The sequence below is a fragment of the Massilia rhizosphaerae genome (assembly GCF_016093545.1).
GTDB classification, from domain to species: Bacteria; Pseudomonadota; Gammaproteobacteria; order Burkholderiales; family Burkholderiaceae_D; genus Telluria; species Telluria rhizosphaerae.
The window spans coordinates 1-20,586 of sequence record NZ_JADKYX010000033.1 but is presented as its reverse complement, the minus strand read 5'-3'; the positions used below and the strand labels follow the sequence as shown (position 1 = coordinate 20,586).

At 68.7% G+C, this 20,586-nt stretch carries 21 protein-coding genes; 9 read left to right on the top strand and 12 right to left on the bottom strand.

The window, feature by feature from the left end:
* From ISF28_RS29785 to gltA, 3 genes are all read left to right on the top strand, one after another.
* On the top strand, positions 1 to 566 hold a 566-nt coding region (locus ISF28_RS29785), incomplete at its 5' end, for a succinate dehydrogenase iron-sulfur subunit (protein ID WP_198120800.1).
* Positions 567 to 721: 155 nt separating this feature from the next.
* Positions 722 to 988, top strand: a complete 267-nt coding sequence (locus ISF28_RS29780; RefSeq protein WP_198120799.1) for an FAD assembly factor SdhE — start codon at positions 722 to 724, stop codon at positions 986 to 988.
* Between the two features lie 64 nt (positions 989 to 1,052).
* Positions 1,053 to 2,354, top strand: coding sequence for a citrate synthase (gene gltA, locus ISF28_RS29775; protein WP_198120798.1), 1,302 nt, complete (start codon positions 1,053 to 1,055; stop codon positions 2,352 to 2,354).
* 71 nt (positions 2,355 to 2,425) lie between these two features.
* On the opposite strand, the gene ISF28_RS29770 is transcribed toward gltA, so the two are convergent.
* The gene (locus ISF28_RS29770) at positions 2,426 to 2,677 is read right to left on the bottom strand and encodes a DUF3297 family protein (RefSeq protein WP_198120797.1); all 252 of its coding nucleotides are present in this window, start codon (positions 2,675 to 2,677) and stop codon (positions 2,426 to 2,428) included.
* Positions 2,678 to 2,814: 137 nt separating this feature from the next.
* On the opposite strand from ISF28_RS29770, the gene ISF28_RS29765 reads away from it, so the two are divergent.
* Together ISF28_RS29765 and ISF28_RS29760 are read left to right on the top strand one after the other, a co-directional pair.
* Positions 2,815 to 3,792 carry a hypothetical protein gene (locus ISF28_RS29765; RefSeq protein WP_198120796.1) on the top strand — a complete coding sequence of 326 codons (978 nt, stop codon included), beginning with the start codon at positions 2,815 to 2,817 and terminating at the stop codon, positions 3,790 to 3,792.
* A 10-nt stretch (positions 3,793 to 3,802) separates the two neighbouring features.
* On the top strand, positions 3,803 to 4,297 hold the full coding sequence (locus tag ISF28_RS29760; protein WP_198120795.1) for a nuclear transport factor 2 family protein: 495 nt from the start codon (positions 3,803 to 3,805) through the stop codon (positions 4,295 to 4,297).
* Here the strand turns inward: ISF28_RS29760 and ISF28_RS29755 are convergent.
* The 5 genes from ISF28_RS29755 to ISF28_RS29735 are packed head-to-tail and all read right to left on the bottom strand — an operon-like array spanning position 4,289 to position 11,346.
* A complete protein-coding gene (locus tag ISF28_RS29755) occupies positions 4,289 to 5,014 on the bottom strand; it encodes an SOS response-associated peptidase (RefSeq protein WP_229519459.1) in 726 nt (241 codons plus the stop codon). The genes ISF28_RS29760 and ISF28_RS29755 overlap by 9 nt on opposite strands.
* On the bottom strand, positions 5,001 to 6,185 hold the full coding sequence (locus tag ISF28_RS29750; protein WP_198120794.1) for a PepSY-associated TM helix domain-containing protein: 1,185 nt from the start codon (positions 6,183 to 6,185) through the stop codon (positions 5,001 to 5,003). Before ISF28_RS29750 ends, ISF28_RS29755 begins: the two co-directional genes overlap by 14 nt.
* Before the next feature lie 6 nt (positions 6,186 to 6,191).
* Positions 6,192 to 8,300, bottom strand: a complete 2,109-nt coding sequence (locus tag ISF28_RS29745; protein ID WP_198120793.1) for a TonB-dependent receptor — start codon at positions 8,298 to 8,300, stop codon at positions 6,192 to 6,194.
* Positions 8,297 to 9,484 carry an MFS transporter gene (locus tag ISF28_RS29740; RefSeq protein WP_198120792.1) on the bottom strand — a complete coding sequence of 396 codons (1,188 nt, stop codon included), beginning with the start codon at positions 9,482 to 9,484 and terminating at the stop codon, positions 8,297 to 8,299. The genes ISF28_RS29745 and ISF28_RS29740 overlap by 4 nt, the downstream gene beginning before the upstream one ends.
* Positions 9,481 to 11,346: an IucA/IucC family protein gene (locus tag ISF28_RS29735; protein ID WP_198120791.1), complete on the bottom strand. Its 1,866-nt coding sequence runs from the start codon at positions 11,344 to 11,346 to the stop codon at positions 9,481 to 9,483. The genes ISF28_RS29740 and ISF28_RS29735 overlap by 4 nt, the downstream gene beginning before the upstream one ends.
* Before the next feature lie 339 nt (positions 11,347 to 11,685).
* Here ISF28_RS29735 and ISF28_RS29730 point away from each other — a divergent pair, with 339 nt between their 5' ends.
* The 3 genes from ISF28_RS29730 to gluQRS are packed head-to-tail and all read left to right on the top strand — an operon-like array spanning position 11,686 to position 15,191.
* The gene (locus tag ISF28_RS29730; protein WP_198120790.1) at positions 11,686 to 12,228 is read left to right on the top strand and encodes a heme NO-binding domain-containing protein; all 543 of its coding nucleotides are present in this window, start codon (positions 11,686 to 11,688) and stop codon (positions 12,226 to 12,228) included.
* Entirely contained in the window at positions 12,195 to 14,234 is a 2,040-nt protein-coding gene (locus ISF28_RS29725) for a putative bifunctional diguanylate cyclase/phosphodiesterase (protein WP_198120789.1), read from the top strand. Before ISF28_RS29730 ends, ISF28_RS29725 begins: the two co-directional genes overlap by 34 nt.
* 36 nt (positions 14,235 to 14,270) lie before the next feature.
* Entirely contained in the window at positions 14,271 to 15,191 is a 921-nt protein-coding gene (gluQRS, locus tag ISF28_RS29720) for a tRNA glutamyl-Q(34) synthetase GluQRS (RefSeq protein ID WP_370663519.1), read from the top strand.
* A gap of 33 nt (positions 15,192 to 15,224) precedes the next feature.
* Here the strand turns inward: gluQRS and ISF28_RS29715 are convergent, their stop codons facing one another.
* Entirely contained in the window at positions 15,225 to 15,821 is a 597-nt protein-coding gene (locus ISF28_RS29715) for a CHRD domain-containing protein (RefSeq protein WP_198120788.1), read from the bottom strand.
* Between the two features lie 172 nt (positions 15,822 to 15,993).
* On the opposite strand from ISF28_RS29715, the gene ISF28_RS29710 reads away from it, so the two are divergent.
* Positions 15,994 to 16,956 (top strand): hypothetical protein, encoded by a 963-nt coding sequence (locus tag ISF28_RS29710; RefSeq protein WP_198120787.1) that lies wholly within the window; start codon positions 15,994 to 15,996, stop codon positions 16,954 to 16,956.
* A 6-nt stretch (positions 16,957 to 16,962) separates the two neighbouring features.
* On the opposite strand, the gene arsH is transcribed toward ISF28_RS29710, so the two are convergent.
* From arsH to ISF28_RS29685, 5 genes are all read right to left on the bottom strand, one after another.
* Entirely contained in the window at positions 16,963 to 17,679 is a 717-nt protein-coding gene (gene arsH, locus ISF28_RS29705; RefSeq protein WP_198120786.1) for an arsenical resistance protein ArsH, read from the bottom strand.
* A 19-nt stretch (positions 17,680 to 17,698) separates the two neighbouring features.
* Entirely contained in the window at positions 17,699 to 18,979 is a 1,281-nt protein-coding gene (locus tag ISF28_RS29700; protein WP_198120801.1) for an arsenic transporter, read from the bottom strand.
* Positions 18,979 to 19,458, bottom strand: coding sequence for an arsenate reductase ArsC (locus tag ISF28_RS29695; protein WP_198120785.1), 480 nt, complete (start codon positions 19,456 to 19,458; stop codon positions 18,979 to 18,981). The genes ISF28_RS29700 and ISF28_RS29695 overlap by 1 nt, the downstream gene beginning before the upstream one ends.
* Positions 19,459 to 19,480: 22 nt before the next feature.
* On the bottom strand, positions 19,481 to 19,792 hold the full coding sequence (locus ISF28_RS29690) for an ArsR/SmtB family transcription factor (RefSeq protein ID WP_198120784.1): 312 nt from the start codon (positions 19,790 to 19,792) through the stop codon (positions 19,481 to 19,483).
* A gap of 61 nt (positions 19,793 to 19,853) precedes the next feature.
* The gene (locus ISF28_RS29685) at positions 19,854 to 20,357 is read right to left on the bottom strand and encodes an arsinothricin resistance N-acetyltransferase ArsN1 family B (RefSeq protein ID WP_198120783.1); all 504 of its coding nucleotides are present in this window, start codon (positions 20,355 to 20,357) and stop codon (positions 19,854 to 19,856) included.
* Positions 20,358 to 20,586: the final 229 nt, after the last annotated feature.

Genomic DNA, 20,586 nt, shown 5'->3' with positions numbered 1-20,586 from the left:
ACTCGCTGGCGCTGCGCCGCTCCTGCCGCGAAGGCGTGTGCGGCTCGGACGCGATGAACATCAACGGCAAGAACGGCCTGGCCTGCACGACGAACCTGAACGAGCTGACGCAGCCGATCGTGCTGCGCCCGCTGCCGGGCCTGCCGGTCATCCGCGACCTGATCGTGGACATGACCAACTTCTTCAAGCAGTACCACTCGATCAAGCCGTACCTGATCAACGACTCGATCCCGCCGGAGAAGGAACGCCTGCAGTCGCCGGAAGAGCGCGAAGAGCTGGACGGCGTGTACGAGTGCATCCTGTGCGCGTGCTGCTCGACGTCGTGCCCGTCGTTCTGGTGGAATCCGGACAAGTTCGTGGGCCCGGCCGGCCTGCTGCAGGCCTACCGCTTCATCGCCGACTCGCGCGACGAAGCCACCAACGAGCGCCTGGACAACCTGGAAGACCCGTACCGCCTGTTCCGCTGCCATTCGATCATGAATTGCACGGACGTGTGCCCGAAGGGTTTGAACCCGAACAAGGCGATCGGCAAGATCAAGGAATTGCTGGTGCGCAGGGCGATCTAAAAGCATCTCGACGACGCATCCGTTTGGTGGGCGGAGGCCGCCCACCCTACGGCCGTAGGGTGGGCACCCCGTGCCCACCGACAAACCAGTAAAACTACTGTACTGTCGATCACCGGCAGCCGGCGTATAGTGTTGACCCAAAAACGGACTCTAGAGTGAATACGCATCAATCCGACCCCGCCAACCGTGCCCGCCTGCGCTGGCGCGCCCGCCGCGGCCTGCTCGAGAATGACCTGATCCTCACGCGCTTCCTGGATGCGCATGAAGAAGAATTGACGGACGAGGAAGTCGATGCACTGACCCGTCTGCTGGACCTGGCGGATAACCCGCTGATGGACCTCCTGCTGGGCCGCGCCGAGCCCGCCGGCGAGGTCGACCTGCCGCACGTCCGCGCCCTCGTGGCGCGGCTGCGGCAAGCCTGAGCGAAACCGGAAGATTTCGTTTTATTTTGTCTTGTAGACCCACCTCCCCAAAGAAGGAAGTGCCATGAACATCTCTGATACCAAAGCCACCCTGTCGTTCTCGGACGGCAGCCCGTCGGTCGACATGCCGATCTACAAAGGCACGATCGGCCCGGACGTCATCGACATCCGCAAGCTGTACGGCCAGACCGGCAAGTTCACCTATGACCCTGGCTTCATGTCGACCGCCGCCTGCCAGTCGGCCATTACCTACATCGATGGCGACAAGGGCGAGCTGCTGTACCGCGGCTACCCGATCGAGCAACTGGCCGTCAATTGCGACTTCCTGGAAACCTGCTACCTGCTGCTGAACGGCGAACTGCCGAACGCCGAGCAGAAGAACAAGTTCGTCGCCACCGTGAGCAAGCACACGATGGTCCACGAGCAGATGCAATTCTTCTTCCGCGGCTTCCGCCGCGACGCGCACCCGATGTCGGTGCTGGTGGGTACGGTCGGCGCGCTGGCGTCGTTCTACCACGACTCGCTGGACATCAACGACGCCAAGCAGCGCGAGATCTCCGCGATCCGCCTGATCGCCAAGCTGCCGACCCTGGTCGCGATGGCCTATAAATACTCGGTCGGCCAGCCGTTCGTGTACCCGCGCAACGACCTGTCGTACAGCGCGAACTTCATGCGCATGATGTTCGGCAACCCGTGCGAAGAGTACCAGGTCAACGACGTCCTCGTGCGCGCCCTGGACCGCATCCTGATCCTGCACGCCGACCACGAGCAGAACGCATCGACCTCGACCGTCCGCCTGGCCGGTTCGTCGGGCGCCAACCCGTTCGCGTGTATCGCAGCCGGCATCGCCTGCCTGTGGGGCCCGGCGCACGGCGGCGCGAACGAAGCCGCACTGAACATGCTGAAGGAAATCGGCACCGTCGAGAACATCCCTGGCTTCATCGAGAAGGTCAAGGACAAGAACTCGGGCGTGAAGCTGATGGGCTTCGGTCACCGCGTGTACAAGAACTTCGACCCGCGCGCCAAGCTGATGCGCGAAACCTGCTACGAAGTGCTGAACGAACTGGGCCTGCAGGACGACCCGCTGTTCAAGCTGGCGATGGAACTGGAAAAGATCGCCCTGAACGACGAATACTTCGTGTCGCGCAAGCTGTACCCGAACGTCGACTTCTACTCGGGCATCGTGCAGTCCGCGCTGGGCATCCCGGTCTCGATGTTCACCGGTATCTTCGCGATGGCCCGCACCATCGGCTGGATCGCCCAGTGGAACGAGATGATCGCCGATCCGGAACAGAAGATCGGCCGTCCGCGCCAGCTGTTCGTCGGTTCGACCGTCCGCGACGTGCCGAGCATCGACAAGCGTTAATTCAAGGCGCAAAAAAAGGCCGCCGGATCGCTCCGGCGGCCTTTTTGCGTTTCTGCGTTATCGGTAAAGGCTCAAACGGCGTAATACGCCTCGACCGTGCCTTTCAGCTTGATCAGCATCGGCCGGCCCTTGCGGTCCAGGACCTTGCCGGCGGCGACCTTGATCCAGCCTTCGCTCATGCAGTATTCCTCGACGTCGGTGCGGTCCTTGCCGTTGAAACGGATGCCGACCGGGTGCTTGAAGACTTCCGCATCGTGGTGCGGGCTCTTCGGGTCGATGGACAGGCGGTCGGGCAGGGGTGGGAGTTGGGTAGTGTCGTTCATGGCCAGAATTATCCACGATTCCAGGCGCGTACGCGAGCGCCGCATGATCGCGATCATTGCCCAATTGAATCGTCCGCATGGACGGAATTGTTGCATTTCGCTATGCTCTCCTGATTGTTAACCTGACAGGAAGTGCCATGGCACAGATTCCCGGCAACATCTACCGGATTCCCCGACGTTTCAACTGGCCGTTCGTGATCGGCGGTTTCGCTGTTCTCTCCCTCGCGATCATGTTGTGGCGCTGGGGCGGCACCGTCGAGGATTCGCTCGCCTATTTCGACACGGCCCGCTGGGTGCGCGGCGAGATCCCGCTGCAGGACCTGCGCGCGCCATTCCCGTATCGCCTCGCGGTGCCGGCGCTCGCGGCCTTTCTGCCCGGGGACATCCACAACACGTTTGCCGCGCTGAACTGGCTGTTCGTCACGGCGACGGCGTGCCTGGCGACGGCCACCGTGCGGCGCATGGGCTTCGGCACCAAGCGCGCGCTGGCGGCCGGGTTGCTCGTCGTGCTGTCGCTGCCGACGTTCTGGTATGCGCCTTACCTGCTCGTCGATCCGGGGTCCGTGTGCATGCGCATGCTGTTCGTGTTCGCCGTGCTGACGGGGCAGCCGCGCCTCGCGCTGGCGGCCGGCCTGGCGGCGACGGCGATTCGCGAGGAAAACATCCTGCTGCTGGGCTGGCTGCTCGTGATGCGCCAGGCCGCGGTGCCGCACGTCCTGGCCGCGCTGGCCGCCGCGGCCGGCTGGCTCGTCGCCGTGCGCTGGTGGCTCATCCCCGGGTTGCCGCATTACGCGTGGGTCCCCAACCTCGGCACCGTGCGCGCCTTGCTGGCGGATACGCGCGGCCTGTTGTCGCTCGCCGGTTGCGCGGGCCTCGTGCTGCCGCTGGCCCTCGTCGGCCTGCGGTGGGCACCGCCGCGCATCGCGCCCTTGAAAAGCCTGCTCGTGCTGATGGCCTTGCCGCCGCTGTATGCCGCGCTGAGCGTGCGCGTCGAAGGGCGCATCGTGTGGGGCCTGTATCCGTTCCTGATCCCGTTCGCCGTGGCGCTGGGTCTGCCGCGCCGGGCCGCGACGGAGCCGGACGTGCGCCCGCTGCGCACGTCGCGGCGCGCCTGAGGACGCCGCCATGAAATCGCTCATCCTCGCGTGCTGCCTGTTCGTCGCGTCGCTCGCCCATGCCGCCGGCATCGATCCGGCCCTCGTCCGGCAGGTGAACGCGTTCGTCGACGGCTGGCATGACGACGCCGCCCATGCGCGCATGCGTTATTTCGACAAGATGGCGCCGGACGGCGTCTACATCGGCACCGACCGCAACGAGCTGTGGCAGCGCGACGCGTTCCGCGCCTGGGGCCGCAAGTATTTCGAGGGCAAGCGGGCCGCCTGGGTGTTCCATCCCACGCGCCGCAACGTGTATGCGACGCCGGACGGCGCGCTGATCTGGTTCGACGAGCTGCTCGACACGGAAAACATGGGCCATTGCATGGCCAGTGGCGTCATCCGCAGGACGGCGGCCGGGTTCGAGATCGTCCACTACCAGCTGTCGCTGGCGGTGCCGAACGAGGTGGCGAAGCAGGTGATCGCGGTCGTCAAGCGCGCCGAGGCGGCGCCCGCGTCAAAATAAGTCGAGGTTCCGCTGGCCCGGCGGGTCCTTCGGTGCGGGCGGGGCTTTCGGCGCGGCCCACACCTTCATCGCGTCGGCCGGATACGGCCGCAGGAAGCTACGCGCCAGCTCCGGATCGCGGCAGTGCAGCCAGGCGTCGACGTCGCTGGGGGGCAGCACGACGAGCGCGCGCTTTTCGTCGTCCGGCTTGTGGAAGCGCCGCATCAGCGGATGGTCGTCGGCATTGATCGTGATTTGCGTGAACGACGCCGCGATCGACCCGTCGGCCTCGGACCATTCGCGCCACAGGCCGGCCACGAAGAACACGCTGTCGTCGTGCATGCCGATGCCGAAGCGCTCCGCGCGGCCGCTCTCGTAGCAGGGTTCGTAGAAACAGGTCATCGGCACGGCGCACAGCTGGGCGCGGCACCACGCCGGCGCGAACGAGCGCTTTTCGCCCAGCGATTCGGCGCGCGCGTTCATCGTGTCGAACGGCTTGACGCCGGCCGGAATGTGCCGGCGCGGCACCATGCCGTAGCTGGCCAGCTGCACGATGCTTTCGCCGTCCGTCCCCGCGCGCACGATCGGGGCGATGTAATCCTTCCAGACCTCGTCCTTCCAGACCTCGCCCTGCCGGTCCCAGTCGCGGTACAGGTCGACGAGGGTGCCGAGCACCATGTCGAGTTGTTCGGGCAGCGGAGGGCGGTAGTTGACGCACATGGCGTTAGTTTGACACAAAAACGCCCTCGTCACGCGCCGCCCGGCGCCCTTTGCGCCGCTGGCGCCAGACGGCCAGGCCGGTCACGAGGAACGCGGCCGGCGCCAGGCCGACGACGGTGATGACGGCCCGTCCCGCGGTGCCGAACGCTTCGCCCGTATGCAGCGGGAATTGCCAGTCGAGGAAAGCGTCGCCGGCCGGGGCGCGCAGCGGGTCGCGCACGCGCAGCACGCGCCCCGTCGCCGCGTCGACCGTGACGCGGGTATTGCCGTCGCCCTGGCGCACCTCGCCGGGCTGGCGCAGGCGGATCTCGTACGGCGCGCCCGGCCGTGCGGGCAGGGCGACGCGCGACACGCGCGCGGCCGGGAACAGGGCGTGCGCCGTCTGCGCCGCCCGCGCCACGCCGATGTCGACGCCGCCCGCCGCGCCGGGCTTCGGCTTGTCCGGCGCCGACACGGTGGCGATGCTGGCCACGACGGGCCGGATCCACTGCGGCTGGTTGAACAGGCAGCCGGAAAAGCCGAGCACCGCGAGCACCGGCGCGACGATGGCGCCGGCGGCGCGGTGGAAGCTGACGTTCCAGCGCGGCCACGAACCGCGGTAGGCCACGACGAAGGCCTTGCGCCACGCGGCGACGCTCGCCCTGGGCCACCACAGCGCGAGACCGGCCAGGGACGTGAACAGCAGCGCGAGCCCGGAGACGGCGATGACCGTCCTGCCGGCGTCGCCGGCCAGCAGGTAGCGGTGCAGATGAAACAGCGTCGGCATCAGCAGGGGCCGCGACAGGCCCGGCTCGCCCCACACGCGTTCCCCGGTCACGGCCAGGCCGGCCGGATCGACCATGACCTGGCGCGACCGGTCCAGCGTGAACGGCCCGCGCGCGCCGGCCGGCGCCAGGCGATACCACGCGACGGCCACTTCGCCGCCGCGCTCCGGCAGCGTCACCTGGCTGGGGCGGCCGTACGCCGGATCGCCGGCCAGCCGGTCGACGATGCGTCCGATCGCGGCGGGGCCGGGTGGCCCGGCCGTCGGCGCCGCATGGAACAGCGCGGGGTTGAGCATCGTGTCCAGTTCATGCATCCACGCGAGGGCGCAGCCCGTGAGCCCGGACAGCCCGAACAGGCCGCCGAACACGAGGGCCGCGGCCAGGTGCAGCCGCCGCAGCCATGAACGCAGTGTGCCGCGCACCATGCCGGCTCAGAAGCGATAGCGCGCGTTGACCAGCACCGTGCGCGGCTCGCCCGGCATGTTGTAGTCGTTGGCGCCGCTGTGGGCCGACACGAAGTAGCGCCGGTTCAGGACGTTCCTGAGCGTGAACGTCACATCGATCTTGCGCCCTTCGTAGCCGGCGCCGAGCTGCAGCACGCCGTAGCCGGGCAGGGTCGTCTGGTCGTCCGGCGACGCGTAGCGGCTCGACTCCGCGCGCCCGCCGGCCGCGATCCAGAGCCTGTCATCCAGGTGGTGCTTGATCCACGCGTTGAACGTGTGGCGCGGCGTGAGCGCCGCCGTGTTGCCTTCGAACGGCGTGCCGGCCTTCGTGAGTTCCGTCGAATCCTCGATGGTGCCGCGCATGTTCGCATAGCCGGCGATGGCGTCCCAGCCGGGCGCCAGCTCGCCGCTGAAACTCACTTCGAGGCCGCGCGTGCGCTGGCGCCCGACGGGCAGCGAGAAATTCGCGTCGGCCGGATCGGCCACCTGGATGTTCGTCTGCGTCATGTCGAACAGGGCCGCCGTCAGGCTGGAACGCGCCGACAGGTCGAGCTTGACGCCCGCTTCCTTGTTGACGGTCTGCGTCGGCTTCAAGGTGTCGCTGTTGGCGCGGAAGACGAACGAATCCGAGATCGGCTGGAACGAACGGTTCCACGACGCGTACAGCGCGACCCGGCTCGTGGGCTGGTACACGGCGCCCAGGCGCGGCGACCACGTGTCGTCGACGCGGTGCAGGTCGAGGCTCTTCGCGGTGCGGTCGTCGCGGTCCTGCTTCAGGTGGTCGTAGCGAGCGCCCGCCAGGATCTTCCACTCCGGCGTCAGCGCCACGAGGTCCTGCACGTACAGGCCGGCGATGTCGACGCGGTTCCGGTTGTCGGCGCTGGGGTTGACGCTGTCCGGCAGCACCGGCAGGTCGACGAGCACGGGGTGGAACAGGCTGTACGTCGCGACGTTGTTGCGCGACCGGAGCACCTCGCGCTTGTTCTGGCGGCCGAGTTCCAGGCCGTACAGCAGCTGGTGGCGCGTCGCGCCCCAATCCAGTTTCTGCGACAGCTCGTTCTGCAGATAGCGTCCGTCCTCGTCGCGCAGGCGGTGGGTCTGGCCGATGGCGACGGTGGGAGCGGCGCCGTCCTTGATGGTGCCGATCGACGTGTAGTTGCGGTCGAGCGCGTAGTCGTAGGCGCGCAGCACCGTGTGCAGGGTCAGGTCGGGCGTGAACGCGTGGTCGAGCGTCGCCGTCGCGCTCTTGACGTCGCTCTGCACGAAGGCGCGCTCGGTGCCGTTCGCGGCGCCGAAATAGGTCTCGACCGGGACGTCGACGGGGCGGCCGTGGTAGCTCGGCACGCCCTGGTCCGCGAGGCGTTTGTCGTGCAGGTAGTCGGCCTGCAGGGTCAAGGTCGTGCCGGGCCGCAGCTTGAACGTGCCCGACGGCGCAAGCGCCTGGCGGCGCAGGAAGTAGCGGTCGCGGAAACCGGTCGAGTCCTCGACGGCGCCCGTCAGGCGGAACAGCGCGTCCTTGTCCGCGTTGGCCATGCCCATGTCGAACTCGCCCCGGCGCTGCCCGCGCGAACCGAGCGTGACGCCCGCCTCGTCGAGCGGTTCGGCGCGCGGCTTCTTCGTGACGCGGTTGACGAGGCCGCCGGCCGACCCGCGCCCGTACAGCACGGACGCCGGTCCCTTGAGCACCTCCACGCGCTCGACGTTCGACAGGTCGCGAAAGTACAGCGCGTCGTCGCGCACGCCGTCCACGAACTGGTCGGTGATGGCGGAGAAGCCGCGGATCGTCACCTGGTCGCGCTGGCCGTCGCCGACGGAAAACGACAGGCCCGGCACGTTCTGCAGCGCGTCCTGCAGCGACATCGCGTTCTGGTCGTGCAGCACGACGGCGGGCACCACGTTGACGGTCTGCGGGATGTCGCGCAGCGCCACGCTGATCTTGGTGGCGGTCGTCGCGTCGACGGTGTCGTACGAGCCGGTATCGATTTTCTTGTCCTTGACGATCACTTCCGGCATCGCCGGTTCGTCGGCGCGGGCCTGTGCGGACAAGCCGCACGCGATGGCGACGAGGTAGGGTAGAGGACGAAGTACGTGTTTCATGAAATCCCTGTTGTGGTTTGCGTTTGAAGGTGTTGAAAATGAAGGAGGCGCATGCCGGCGGCGGCGACGGCATACAGCAGCGCGACGGTCCAGAACATGGCCGACAGCGGCACCCAGGCCAGCGCGAGGCCGCCGGTGCCGGCGCCCAGCAGCGCGCCCGCCTTGGCGGCGCCGTTGCCCGCGCCGAGCACGCGGCCCTGTTCGTCGTCCGCCGCCGCGCGCGCGAGCAGGCCATAAAAGACGGGCAGCAGGGCGGCCAGGCAGACGCCCCACAGCACGCGCGCCAGCAGGAACAGGCCGACGTTGGTCGTCAGCGCCTGCACCGCGACGATGGCCACGCACGCCCAGCAGATCCGCTCGACGTGCACGAGCACCTGCGCGTGCGCCATGCGCGCGAAGCGTCGCGCCCAGAACGACGCGGCCAGGCACAGGCCGAGGGCCGTGCCCGCGTAGCACAGTCCCGTCACGCGGCTGGACACGTGCAGGACCTCGGCGGCATACAGGCCGAAGAAGGTCTGCGGCATCATCTTGCCGGCCTGGACCAGCACGATACCGAGCAGCAGGCCGCGCACCGTATCGCCCGGGACGGCCGAACGCGGTGGCGCGTCCGCGGCGCGCGCGGCCGGCGGCGCGACGGGTGGCAGGACGGCGGCGGCCAGCGCCGCGCACAGCAGGCAGGCGGCGCCCGCCAGCACGTTCACGGTCGTGAACCCCCACGCGTCGAACAGCCAGCCGCCGAGGACGGGGCCGGCCACGGAGCCGATCGCCGTCGCCGCCTGCAGCTGCGCCATCAGCGCGCCGCGCGCGTCGCGCGACACGAGCCGCGCGCCGTAGGCCTGCGCCGCCGCGATGTAGCCGGCGAGGGCGCCCTGCAGCAGGCGCACGGCGAGGATGACGGCGACGCTGTCCGTCGCCGCGATGCCCCACTGCGTGACGGCCAGCGCGAGCAGGGCGCGCAGCAGCATCGGCTTGTGGCCGACCCTGTCGCCGAGGCGGCCCCACCACGGCGTCGTGCACATCGCCATCGCCATCGGGCCGGCGTAGGCGATCGCGCTGGCCCACGCCAGCGCGCTAGGCGACAGCTCGCCCACGCGGCGCAGGTGCAGGGGCCAGAACGGGCCGCTCATCTCCATGGCGCCCATCGCCACGAGCTGCAGCGCGAACAGCCAGCGCGTGGTCTTCATGCGAGCGGATTGGGCATGGTGCCGTGCACGTCGTCGGACGTGTCGGACAGGCGCATGCGCAGGAAGGATTTCGCCGGCCAGTCGTGCTCCAGCAGCGCCGCGCGTTCGGCCTGCCAGCGGTCGGCGTCGACGCGCGGGCGCAGGGCGATGAAGACGGCGTCGATCTCGCGCCGCAGGGCGTCCCAGAAGTGGTGCTCGGCGTGGCCGTAGGCGTGCGCCAGCAGCAGCGCCAGTTCGGCCAGGTGGCACAGCAGCACGGCGTGCAGCAGCTTGTCGCGCACCGGCGCGTCGGCGTCGTACACGGTGAAACCGGCGCGGTAGACGTCGATCTCCAGGCCGGCGCCGCGCAACGTGGGGCCGTGGATGCGCAGGTCGCCGAAGTCGCGCGCCAGCAGCTGGACGGGTTCGTAGCGGTCGTCGACCATGATGAAGCTGTTCTGCTGGTGCGCCTCGAACGCGATGCCGTACACCAGGTAGGCGGACAGCAGCGCCGTCAGCACGGTGCGCGCATGGCGCTCGAAGTAGGCGACGGCGCCCGCGGCATGGTCGCCATGGGCCAGCGCGACGAGCTCCGTCGCGAGCGGCCGGCCGCTGAACGGCGATTCCGCGAACAGGGCGCCGACGGGAACCGGGAAGCGCCCGGCGCCGGCCTTGGCCATCGGATTGGCGCGGAACAGGATCGCCAGGTGGCGCGCGCGGTCGTCGTCGCCGTGCGGGTCGAGATAGTGCAGCCCCACGTCTTCGCGCACGACGTCGAGCGTGCCGCCGAAGCCCTGTTCGCGCTCGAGGACGGCGCCGAGCAGGCGGGTGAGGCGCGGGCCCATCACGGCGGACTTGGGCGAGACGGTGCGCTGCACGCTCGTCAGCCGCAGCGACACCGGGAGCTTCAGGTGCGGCAGCGCCGGCGAGCCGGCGGGGACGACGGTGCGCAGCGACATGGTCGGCGTGGCGTCGATGCACACGCCGTCCGGCAGCAGCAGGTCGCCTTGCGCGATTTCGGCGGCGAACTTCTGCGGGATCACGCGCTGCGCCTGGAACGGATGCAGGGGCAGCGGCAGCCAGTCGGCCGGACGCTCGCCGCGCGCGGTCAACGCGGCCTCCCAACGGTGGGCGGCTTGCGGGAAGCGGTCGGCGAACCAGGCGGCGTAGTCGCCGGCGCCGGCCGCGAAGGTGACGCGGGCCTTGTCCGCGCGGAGCGCGGCCACGGGCACCTGCAAGGTCGGCTGGAATTCCGGCGACAGCGCCAGCACCTCGTCCGGCGACAGGCCGAGCTTGGTCTTGAACGTGGGATGCCAGGGATGGCCCAGCGTGCCCCATTGTTCCAGCAGCAGGGCAGGGTTGGCGTGCGCGGATTGGCGCAGCGCCGCGATGAAATGGACGTCTCCGGCGCCGAACTCCGCACGCAAGGTGCGGGCCCAGGTCCGGCGGTAACCGAGGCACAGGATGTCGTTGGCGAGGCTGTTGTCCAGTTCGTGGACGAGCCGCCGCAGGTCCGCGTCCCGGCCCGGCAGCGAGGGTGCCAGGCAGGCCAGCAAGGCCGCCGCGTGCGCCACCGGCTGCGGCCGTTCACCCGTCGCGTAGTACGACACGCTCCCCGCCAGCCGGCAGTCGCCGATGCGGCCGAGGGCGAGGCCGTCGAAGCGCAGCATGCCCTGCTGCGACCAGAGCGGGAGCCAGGACACGGCGCCTTCCGTGATCAACTGGTCCCGGTTCAGCAGGTGTTCGCGGAACAGCGCCTGCACCGTTCTTTGCAGGCTGCGCTTGCGCGCCTCGGACCAGGCCAGTTCCGAAGCGACGGCGTCGAACGGGTGGTCGGTGGAGTCGAGCGCGGTGGAGTCGAGCGGTTTCGGGTTCGCGTTCATATCTTGCCTTCTCAGTAACGGGAATGCAGGATAACGTAAACGCGAATCATTCTCAATACGATTCGCAAATAGATTGCGGAAGACGCGGACAGTCTTGCCGAGGGCATCGTCGCCCGGCGGGCGGCGCAGGTGCGCCGGCGACCGAGCCGGCCGCGCACGGCCCGACGGAATGGAGTGCCTCAATTTCGGCCGGCATCCGCGATGAAAAAATCTAAATCAATATTGATTTATGTCAATTGTATTACTAATATAATTCTATTCGCACACGTCTTTATGCGAGTTCCGTTCGGTTAACCGATGCGGATACCGATTTTTCAGCAAGCATGGTCAGGAGTTCGGGTGAAGGGTATTGTTTTTAACTTGTTGGAAGAAGCAGTCAGTAACGCCTACGGCGACGCCGCGTGGGATCGATTGCTCGATGTCGCCGGCCTGGAAGGCGCCTATACGTCGCTGGGGAATTATGACGACGCCGAGATCGCCGCCCTGGTGCGCGCGGCGTCTTGGGCTCTGGAAATACCGGAAGAGAGCGTGCTGCGCTGGTTCGGCCGACGGGCCATGCCACTGCTGGCGCGGCGCTATCCGGCATTCTTCGACAGGCATGCGAACGTGCGCAGCTTTCTGCTGAGCCTGAACAGCATCATCCATCCCGAGGTGTGCAAGTTGTATCCGGGCGCGCAGACGCCGGTTTTCGATTTTGAGATGGGCGGCGCCGGCATGCTCAAGATCGGGTACAACTCGCCGCGCCGCCTGTGCGCGCTGGCCGACGGGTTCATGCACGGCGCCGCCACGCATTTCGGCGAGCGGATTGAATTGGAACAGCACGAGTGCATGCATCGCGGCGATGCCAGGTGCGTCTTCCACGTTCGTTTCCTGGCGCAATGACCGGCCCCGTCAAGGTGGTGCTGGACGCCGAGATCGCGCGCCTCGAGCGGCGCGTGCGGCGCGAAGCGGCGGCACGCCTGGAGGCCGAGGCAATTGCCGAGCGAGGCCTGCGCGACTTGTTCAAGCGGCAGCAGGACATCGCCCTGCTCGAGTGCATGGCGGTCGCCGCCAACGAGGCCGACGGCGTCAACGACGCGATGGGGCGGGCGCTGGAGGCCATGTGTCGTTATGCGGGCTGGCCGCTCGGCCACCTGTGGCTGGTGGCCGGACGCGAAGGCCGGGAAAGGTTGGACTCGACCGGCATCCGATACGATGCGTCGGCTCCCGACCGCGGTCCGGTCGGGGACCTGCGTACGGAAGCGGAGCTACTTGCGCCCGGTGCCGGTTTGCCGGGACGGGTGATGCGCAGCGGCCAGCCGGCATGGGTCGCCACCGATGCCGCCGATCCTGCGGACATCCCGGGTCTGCCGGCGATCGTGGGTGCCGGCTTCGCCTCGATGTTCGCCTTTCCGGTGATGATTGCCAGTGAAGTCGTCGCGGTGCTCGAATTCTTCAGCCGCGAACGCCAGCCGCCGGAGGAATCGCTGCTGCGACTGATGGTCCAGATCGGGACGCAGCTCGGCCGCGTGTTCGAACGCCGCCGCGCCCGGGACAAGTTGCTGCACGATGCCTTGCACGACCCTTTGACCCAATTGGGCAACCGCAAGCTCTTGGTCGACCGTCTCGAGCACCTGCTCCAGCGCGCGCGGCGCAAGCTGGACAATCATTTCGCGGTGCTGTTCGTTGACCTGGACCGCTTCAAATCCATCAACGACGGACTCGGGCATCAGTCCGGCGATCGGTTGATCATCGCAGCGGCCCAGCGCCTGTCGGCCTGCCTGCGCCAGACCGACCTGGTCGTGCGCGACCGCGCGCTCGCGCGCGAGCACATGGTCGCGCGGCTCGGCGGCGACGAATTCGTCATCCTGCTCGACCAGATGGCCAGTGCCGAAAGCGCGATCGTGGTCGCCGAGCGCATCATGGGCGCACTGGCCGAGCCCTTCGACCTGGCCGACCAGCGCGTGTTCGTGACGGCCAGCGTGGGCATCGCCCTCAGTGCCAGCGGCTATGCCGACGTGGAAGACATCCTGCGCGACGCCGATATCGCGATGTACCACGCCAAGCAGGCCGGCCGCGCGCGCTGGGTGATGTTCGACCAGGGCATGCAGTTGGCCGCCGTGCGCCGCCTGCAGCTGGAGGCGGACCTGCGCGACGCGATGGCTCGGCAGCAATTCTTCCTGCACTTCCAGCCCATCGTCGCACCCCGGGACGGCCGCGTGCGCGGCTTCGAAGCGTTGCTGCGCTGGCGCCACCCGGTGGATGGTATCGTGCCGCCGGGCGAATTCATTCACGTCGTCGAGGAGACCGGCCTCATCGAGCCGATCGGCGCCTGGGTCCTGGGCGAAGCATGCCGCCAATTGCGCGAGTGGCAGCGCACCTACGACCCTCAGCTTTCGATGAGCGTGAATGTGTCGGCCGTGCAGTTCGCGAGCGGCGATCTGGTCGACGTGGTGACGCGCGCGCTGGCCGAGACCGGCATCGCGCCCGCCAGCCTAAAGCTCGAACTGACCGAGAGCGCCGTCATGGCCGATGCCGAGCATGCGCTCGCCATGTTCGCCGAGTTGAAGGCGCTGGGCGTGCTCGTCAGCCTGGACGACTTCGGCACCGGCTATTCCTCGCTCAGCTACCTGCGCCGCTTGCCGATCGACACGCTCAAGATCGATCGTTCCTTCGTCAGCAAGCTCGACTGTTTTGACGACAAGCGCCAGATTGTCGAGGTGGTGCTGAAGCTGGCGCGCGCGCTGGGCCTTGTCGTGGTGGCGGAAGGCGTCGAGACCGAGGCCGAGCTGGCATTGCTGCGCGAGATGGGCAGCGACCTTGTGCAGGGGTATTACTACTATCGCCCGCTCGCGCCGGAAGACGCCGCGCGGGCATTGGCCGCACAGGGGGCGGGCACGATGTGCTAAGGTTGCGCCTCCGAGACAGCATCGACACCTCCAGAAGTGAGCATCCCTGCCACCGATTCCTACATCGGCCGCTTTGCCCCGTCGCCCACCGGCCCGCTGCACGCGGGCTCGCTCGTCGCCGCGCTGGCCAGTTACCTGGACGCGCGCGCCCACCGCGGCACGTGGCTCGTCCGCATCGAAGACATCGACGAGGGCCGCAGCGTGCCCGGCGCCGCCGAGGAGATCCTGGACCTGCTGCACCGCCTGGGCATGGATTCCGACCGCGAGGTCGTGTGGCAGAGCCGCCGCAAGCACTTGTACCAGGCCGCCTACGACCGCCTGGCCGGCCACGCCTACCCATGCGGCTGCAACCGCCGCGAGATCGCCGATTCGCGCCTCGGCTTCGCCCCCGACGGCGCCGCCATCTACCCGGGCACGTGCCGCCACGGCCTCGCGCCGGGACGCAGCCCGCGCAGCCTGCGCCTGCGCGTGCCGGAGGCGGGCGACGACGTCGTCACGTTCCGCGACCGCTGCGCCGGCGTCGTCAGCCAGCGGCTGGCCAGCGAGTCGGGCGACTTCGTGCTCAAGCGCGCGGACGGCTACTGGGCATACCAGCTGGCGGTCGTCGTCGACGATGCCGAGCAGGGCGTGACGGACGTCGTGCGGGGCGCCGACCTGCTCGATTCCACGCCGCGCCAGATCTTCTTGCAGCGATTGCTCGGCGTGCCGACGCCGCGCTACCTGCACGTGCCCGTCGTGCGCAACGCGGAGGGTGAAAAGCTGTCCAAGCAGACGGGCGCGCTGGCCGTGCGGCCGGGGGACGAGGCCGCGGCGGTGGCGGCGCTGCGGGCCGCGGCGGGGTTTCTCGGGCTGGACGTGGGGGAGGCGGATTCGCTGGCCGCGTTCTGGCGGGCGGCCGTGCCGGCGTGGGCGGCGTGGATCGCGGCGCGGGAACGGGACATGTCGAATCCGCGTTGACGCGCCGCCGCAAGGCGCGTTCGCGCCGTGACGTCACGCGGCCGGGCGCTTCCGGCTCATCCACATCAAGCCGGCCAGGCCCACCGCCAGCATCGACCACTCGGCCGTCTCCGGCACGGGCGGCGCGGCCACCAGCCAGCCGCGGATCTCGCCGTCCGGATACGCGCTCGTGTGGAGGTTGACGTAGGCCTCGTTGGCGTCGATGCCGTCGACGAGGGCCGACGCGGCGCCCTGCGCGGTGCCGCCGTGTGCGCTCAAGAAGGCGGGGTCGTACGACATCTCGTCGCCCAGCGCGAACGACTTGCTGTAGCTGCCCGCGTGGACGCCCGTCGGGAAGTCCGTGAACGGTATCGCCACGGGCGCCGTGCCCGTGAACGCGGTGCTCGTGCAGCAATGGACGTGCGCTCCGGTGGTGGTGCCGTCGAGGTCGCGGAACGGCAGGTCGACCATCATCTGCTTGCCGCCCAGGTCGATGGTCACGAGGCTGGTGCCGGGCGAAGCGTTGGGCGGGCTTTCCAGCGCGCCGCTGGCGACGGCCCGGTAGGTCGGGTCGTTCGGCGCGGCGCCGGCGGGCATGGCGATGGCGGACGAGGCCGCCGCCAGGGCGAGTACGGACAGAACACGTTTCATGGAGTACCTCCTGTTGAGCAAGGGTTCTGCGGCGCACCCCGTCCTGGGGTGCTGTGCAAAACCTAGCACCGCTGGCTTGGGCCCTCGCACACGGTACGGCTGAGATAGTGCTCTCGAGCGACTGAAAATCGGAAAGCTTGGCACAATCGCAAAAAAACGACTCGACATGGCCATGCGAACCTTTCTTTCAGCCTTGATCCTGACGGCCGCCGCCGGCCTGGCGCACGCCCAGGACGCCTCCCTGCTGGCGGGCGCGATGCGCGTCGACAAGGACCACGGCGACGCCTCGTTCGCCGTCAACGTCGGCTACACGCAGCGCCTGACGCCTTACCTGGCGCTGAGCGCCGACTACCTGAACGAGGGCCATCCGCGGCTGCACCACCGCGACGGCCTCGGCGCCCAGCTGTGGCTGCACACCCGCGTGCCGGCGCGCGGCTGGTCGTTCGGCGCCGGCGCCGGCCCCTACTATTATTTCGACACGACGACGGGCAACGGCTCGCTCAGCGACTACCGCAACGAGCACGGCTGGGGCGAGCTGATGAGCGTGGACGCCGTCTACCACCTGCATTCGCGCGCCTATGTCGAGGCGCGGCTGTCGCACGTGCACGGCATCACCGACCGCGACACCACCCAGCTGATGGTCGGGATGGGCTACGAGCTGGGCACCGTGCCGACCTGGGAGCGCAAGGAAAACGCCGCCAAGGGCGACAAGACGATCATGCTGCTGGGCGGCCGCTCCATCGTGAACAGTTTCAAATCGGAAAAGGCGACGGCGTCGGGTATCGAATACCGCCGCACCGTCAACCCGAACGCGGAGTGGAGCGTCATCCTGATGAACGAAGGCAAGGTCGGCGTGGCCGAGCGCATCGGCGTGTCGACCCAGGTCTGGCTGCTGCGCCCGTTCACGGAACGCACGGTGCTGGAGATGGGATTCGGCGCCTATGCCGTGCGCGACCAGCTCGACCGCCTGGACGCCGAGGCCGAGCGCGTCACGCGCCTGACCGGCCTGGCGTCGATCGGCATGCGCTACCGCATCAACGACATCTGGCGCGCGCAGCTGACGTGGAGCCGCGTCATCACGGATTACCATCGCGACTCGGACGTGTTCCTGCTCGGCGCCGGCGTCGTGTTCTGAGCGGGCCTACAGCTTGCCGATCTGGCGGTCGATCGCCTTGCGCGCCCGTTCGCTGCGCTCGCTGTAGCGGTCGGTCAGGTAGTCCGTGCGGCCGCGCGTGAGCAGGGTGAACTTGACCAGTTCTTCCATCACGTCGACGACGCGGTCGTAGTAGGCGGACGGGCGCATGCGGCCGGCGTCGTCGAATTCCTTGTACGCCATCGGCACCGAGGACTGGTTCGGGATCGTGAACATGCGCATCCACCGTCCCAGCAGGCGCAGCGTGTTCACCACGTTGAACGACTGCGAGCCGCCGCACACCTGCATCACCGCGAGCGTGCGGCCCTGGCTCGGGCGGATGCCGCCCTGGTCCAGCGGGATCCAGTCGATCTGGTTCTTCATGACGGCCGTGACGGCGCCGTGGCGCTCCGGGCTGCACCACACCTGGCCCTCGGACCACAGGCTCAGGTCGCGCAGCTCCACCACTTTCGGATGCGTCTCGGGCACGCTGCCGACCATCGGCAGTTCGGTCGGGTCGAAGATCCTGACCTCGGCGCCCATCTGCTCGAGGATGCGCGCCGCTTCCCAGGTGAGAAAGCGGCTGAACGAGCGCTCGCGCAGCGAGCCGTACAGCATCAGGATGCGGGGCGGATGGTCGAGATCGCCCACGGGTTCCAGCTTGGCGGCGGTGGGGACGTCGAGCCGGTCGGGATCGATGTTGGGCAGGTCGGAAAGCTTGTTCATGGTCGTTTGGTTCGATGGGTCAGGACAGCCGCAGCGCCAGCGCGGCCAGGGTCACGAGCAGGATCGGCAGGGTCAGCAGGACGCCGGTGCGGAAGTACTGGCCCCAGCCGATCTTGATGCCCTTGTCCGCCAGCACGTGCAGCCACAGCAGGGTGGCCAGGCTGCCGATGGGCGTGATCTTGGGGCCGAGGTCGCAGCCGATCACGTTCGCGTACACCATCGCCTCGCGCACGGCGCCGCCGCCGGGAACGGCGTCGATCGCGAGCGCGCCCACAAGCACCGTCGGCATGTTGTTCATGATGGACGACAGGATGGCGGTCGTGAAGCCCGTGCCCAGCGCGGCGCCCCAGGTGCCATGCGCCGCGGCGCGCGCCAGCAGCGCCGTCAGGCCGTCCGTGAGGCCGGCGTTGCGCAGGCCGTAGACGACGAGGTACATCCCCAGCGAGAACACGACCACCTGCCACGGCGCGCCGCGCAGCACGGCGCGCGTCGGAATGACGTGGCCGCGCGCCGCGACGGCCAGCAGCACGAGGGCGCCCGCCGCCGCGACGGCGCTGATCGGCACGCCCACGCGCTCCAGCCAGAAGAAGCCGGCCAGCAGCAGCGCCAGCACGTACCAGCCGGCGATGAAGGTGGCGCGGTCGCGGATGGCGTCTTGCGGGCGCTTGAGCTGGGCGAGGTCGTAGCGCGCGGGCACGTCGCGGCCGAAGTACAGGACCAGCGCCGCCAGCGTCGCCGCCACCGCGACGAGGTCGACCGGCACCATGACGGCCGCGTAGCGCGCGAAGCCGATGCCGAAGTAATCGGCGGACACGATGTTGACGAGGTTGGACACGACCAGCGGCAGGCTGGACGTGTCGGCGATGAAGCCGGCCGCCATCACGAAGGCGAGCGTGGCGCGCGGCGGGAAGCGCAGCGCGGCCAGCATCGCGATCACGATCGGCGTGAGGATCAGCGCCGCGCCGTCGTTCGCGAACAGCGCGGCGACGGCGGCGCCCAGCAGCACCAGCAGCACGAACAGCCGGCGCCCGTAGCCAGCCCCCCAGCGCGCCACGTGCAGCGCGGCCCATTCGAAGAAGCCGGCGCGGTCGAGCAGCAGGCTGATGACGATGATCGCCACGAACGCGCCGGTGGCGTTCCAGACGATGTGCCAGACGACCGGGATGTCCGCGACGTGGATCACGCCCGCGAGCAGGGCGACGACGGCGCCCGCGGCGGCGCTCCAGCCGATGCCGAGGCCGCGCGGCTGCCAGATGACGAGCACCAGCGTGCCGAGGAAGATGAGGAGCGCCGGCAGCATCATGGCAACAGGCCGCCGATGCGGTCGAGCTCCCGTTTGAACGCGGCGCGGTCGCCGGCCAGCCGGTCGAGCGGCAGCGCCAGGAATGCTTCGATGCGCCCGCGCAGGATCGCGTACGCGGTCTCGAACGCGGCATCGATTTCTTCTTCAGTACCGGTGACGTGGCTCGGGTCATCCACGCCCCAGTGCGTGCGCAGCACGGGGCCGAGGTAGGCCGGGCACGTCTCGCCGGCCGCGCTGGCGCAGACGGTGACGACGATGTCCGGCGTGACGGGCAGGGCGTCCCACGACTTGCTGAAATAGCCGGCGGTCGGGATGCCCTTGGCGGCCAGCAGGGCGAGTGCCCGCTCGTTCAGCTTGCCGGTGGGTTGGCTGCCGGCGCTGATGGCCTGCCAGCCGGCGGGCGCGAGGTGGTTGAAGACGGCTTCGCTGATCAGCGAGCGGCAGGAGTTGCCGGTGCAGAGAAAAAGTACGTGCATGGTGGGGGCGTTGTGTGGTGGTTCAGGTGCCGCAGGCGGGACCGCAAGGTTGGCCGCCGCAGCAGTTCTCGGTGAGGAAGCCGACGAGGTCGTTCATCGTGTCGAAGCGCGCGGCATAGATGACGAAGCGGCCCTCCTGGCGCGGCACGACGAGGTTCGCGTGCGTCAATTCCTTGAGGTGGAACGACAGCGAGGAGGCGGGCACGCCGAGCGTTTCCGCGATCCGGCTCGCGGCCATGCCGTCCGGCCCTGCCTGCACGAGCAGGCGGAACGTGGCCAGCCGGGATTCCTGGGCGAGGGCGGCGAGGGCCGCGATGGCGTTCTTGTTTTCCATATTTCCAGTATAGTCGAAATGTTGGCCGGCGAACAAGCCCGGTTGGCAGCCGCGCCGGCGGCTATTGGCCGAGCTTGAGTTCCCAGTAACCCACGTCGAGCCAGCGCCCGAACTTCTGGCCGACTTCCGAGAAATGCGCGACCTTGCGAAAGCCGAGCGCCTCGTGCAGCCCGACGCTGGCCTCGTTCGGCAGCGCGATGCCGCCGATGACGAGGTGGAGCTCCCGTGCGCGCAGGATGTCGAGGAGGGCGCCGTACAGCAGCCGCCCGTAGCCGCGCCCGGCGCACGCGCGGTCGAGATAGACCGAGCTCTCGACGGAATGGCGATAGGCGGGCCGCACTCTCCACTTGGTGGCGTACGCATAGCCCGCGAGCTCGCCGTCGACTTCCAGCACGAGCCACGGCAGGCCGGCGGCGGCGACGTCCGCGATGCGCTGCGCCATTTCGCGCTCGCCGACCGGTTCTTCTTCGAAGCTCACGGTCGTCGTCGTGACGTAGTGGTTGTAGATGGCGCAGATGCGGGCGGCATCGAGGGGGGAGGCGGGGCGGATGCGGGTGGATGGCATGGGATCGTCGATGAAATGGTGTCGACGATGGTGGGGCGGCGACGGGCGGCTGTCAAGATCGGGGGGCGGCTCGCGCCGCCACTGTGGCCCTAACCCGCGCGGACTAAGTAGTCATGCAAAATTTATCGTGAACTTGCTGCCGAAGCCTCTCATCAAGGATTGAATTTCGTCGAGCAAATCCGCGCCGTTCCTGGCAACGAAGCGGCGCCAGAAGTGCTTGGCATGCTTC

Bases quoted from the DNA above. Each gene is read 5' to 3' on its own strand.
- gltA (WP_198120798.1), top strand. From the start codon at position 1,053: ATGAACATCTCTGATACCAAAGCCACCCTGTCGTTCTCGGACGGCAGC.
- ISF28_RS29770 (WP_198120797.1), bottom strand. From the start codon at position 2,677: ATGAACGACACTACCCAACTCCCACCCCTGCCCGACCGCCTGTCCATC.
- ISF28_RS29765 (WP_198120796.1), top strand. From the start codon at position 2,815: ATGGCACAGATTCCCGGCAACATCTACCGGATTCCCCGACGTTTCAAC.
- ISF28_RS29760 (WP_198120795.1), top strand. From the start codon at position 3,803: ATGAAATCGCTCATCCTCGCGTGCTGCCTGTTCGTCGCGTCGCTCGCC.
- ISF28_RS29750 (WP_198120794.1), bottom strand. From the start codon at position 6,185: ATGGTGCGCGGCACACTGCGTTCATGGCTGCGGCGGCTGCACCTGGCC.
- ISF28_RS29745 (WP_198120793.1), bottom strand. From the start codon at position 8,300: ATGAAACACGTACTTCGTCCTCTACCCTACCTCGTCGCCATCGCGTGC.
- ISF28_RS29740 (WP_198120792.1), bottom strand. From the start codon at position 9,484: ATGAAGACCACGCGCTGGCTGTTCGCGCTGCAGCTCGTGGCGATGGGC.
- ISF28_RS29735 (WP_198120791.1), bottom strand. From the start codon at position 11,346: ATGAACGCGAACCCGAAACCGCTCGACTCCACCGCGCTCGACTCCACC.
- ISF28_RS29715 (WP_198120788.1), bottom strand. From the start codon at position 15,821: ATGAAACGTGTTCTGTCCGTACTCGCCCTGGCGGCGGCCTCGTCCGCC.
- ISF28_RS29710 (WP_198120787.1), top strand. From the start codon at position 15,994: ATGCGAACCTTTCTTTCAGCCTTGATCCTGACGGCCGCCGCCGGCCTG.
- arsH (WP_198120786.1), bottom strand. From the start codon at position 17,679: ATGAACAAGCTTTCCGACCTGCCCAACATCGATCCCGACCGGCTCGAC.
- ISF28_RS29700 (WP_198120801.1), bottom strand. From the start codon at position 18,979: ATGCTGCCGGCGCTCCTCATCTTCCTCGGCACGCTGGTGCTCGTCATC.
- ISF28_RS29695 (WP_198120785.1), bottom strand. From the start codon at position 19,458: ATGCACGTACTTTTTCTCTGCACCGGCAACTCCTGCCGCTCGCTGATC.
- ISF28_RS29690 (WP_198120784.1), bottom strand. From the start codon at position 19,792: ATGGAAAACAAGAACGCCATCGCGGCCCTCGCCGCCCTCGCCCAGGAA.
- ISF28_RS29685 (WP_198120783.1), bottom strand. From the start codon at position 20,357: ATGCCATCCACCCGCATCCGCCCCGCCTCCCCCCTCGATGCCGCCCGC.